The sequence below is a fragment of the Pseudoalteromonas sp. SIMBA_162 genome (genome assembly GCF_046535955.1).
GTDB lineage: Bacteria > Pseudomonadota > Gammaproteobacteria > Enterobacterales > Alteromonadaceae > Pseudoalteromonas > Pseudoalteromonas marina.
Genome location: NZ_JAWJBQ010001301.1, coordinates 1 through 232 on the forward strand (window position 1 = coordinate 1; position 232 = coordinate 232).

The 232-nt window shown below is 59.1% G+C and carries 1 protein-coding gene; it reads left to right on the forward strand.

Annotated elements, in window-relative coordinates:
* A partial coding sequence (locus tag R0J88_RS23855) for a hypothetical protein (RefSeq protein WP_410901436.1) occupies positions 1–232 on the forward strand: 232 nt, incomplete at both ends.

Here is a 232-nt window from a genome sequence, read left to right on the forward strand (position 1 = left end):
CTGCCACGCGGCTTTCGAGGCCGCCGATGACGCCGCCGATGGTCGCCGCATCCTGGTGCCAGAGGGCGAGTTCCGCATCAACAGCACCCTTTCTCTGCATCACGAGGTGATCTTTGAGGGCACGTTGTCGATGCCCGATAGCGTGATGCTCTTGCTGACCAAGAGCTACGATTACCCGACCTATGCGGCGGCATTTGAAGATGAGCAGCTGGCCTTTGAAAAGGCGTTTCAG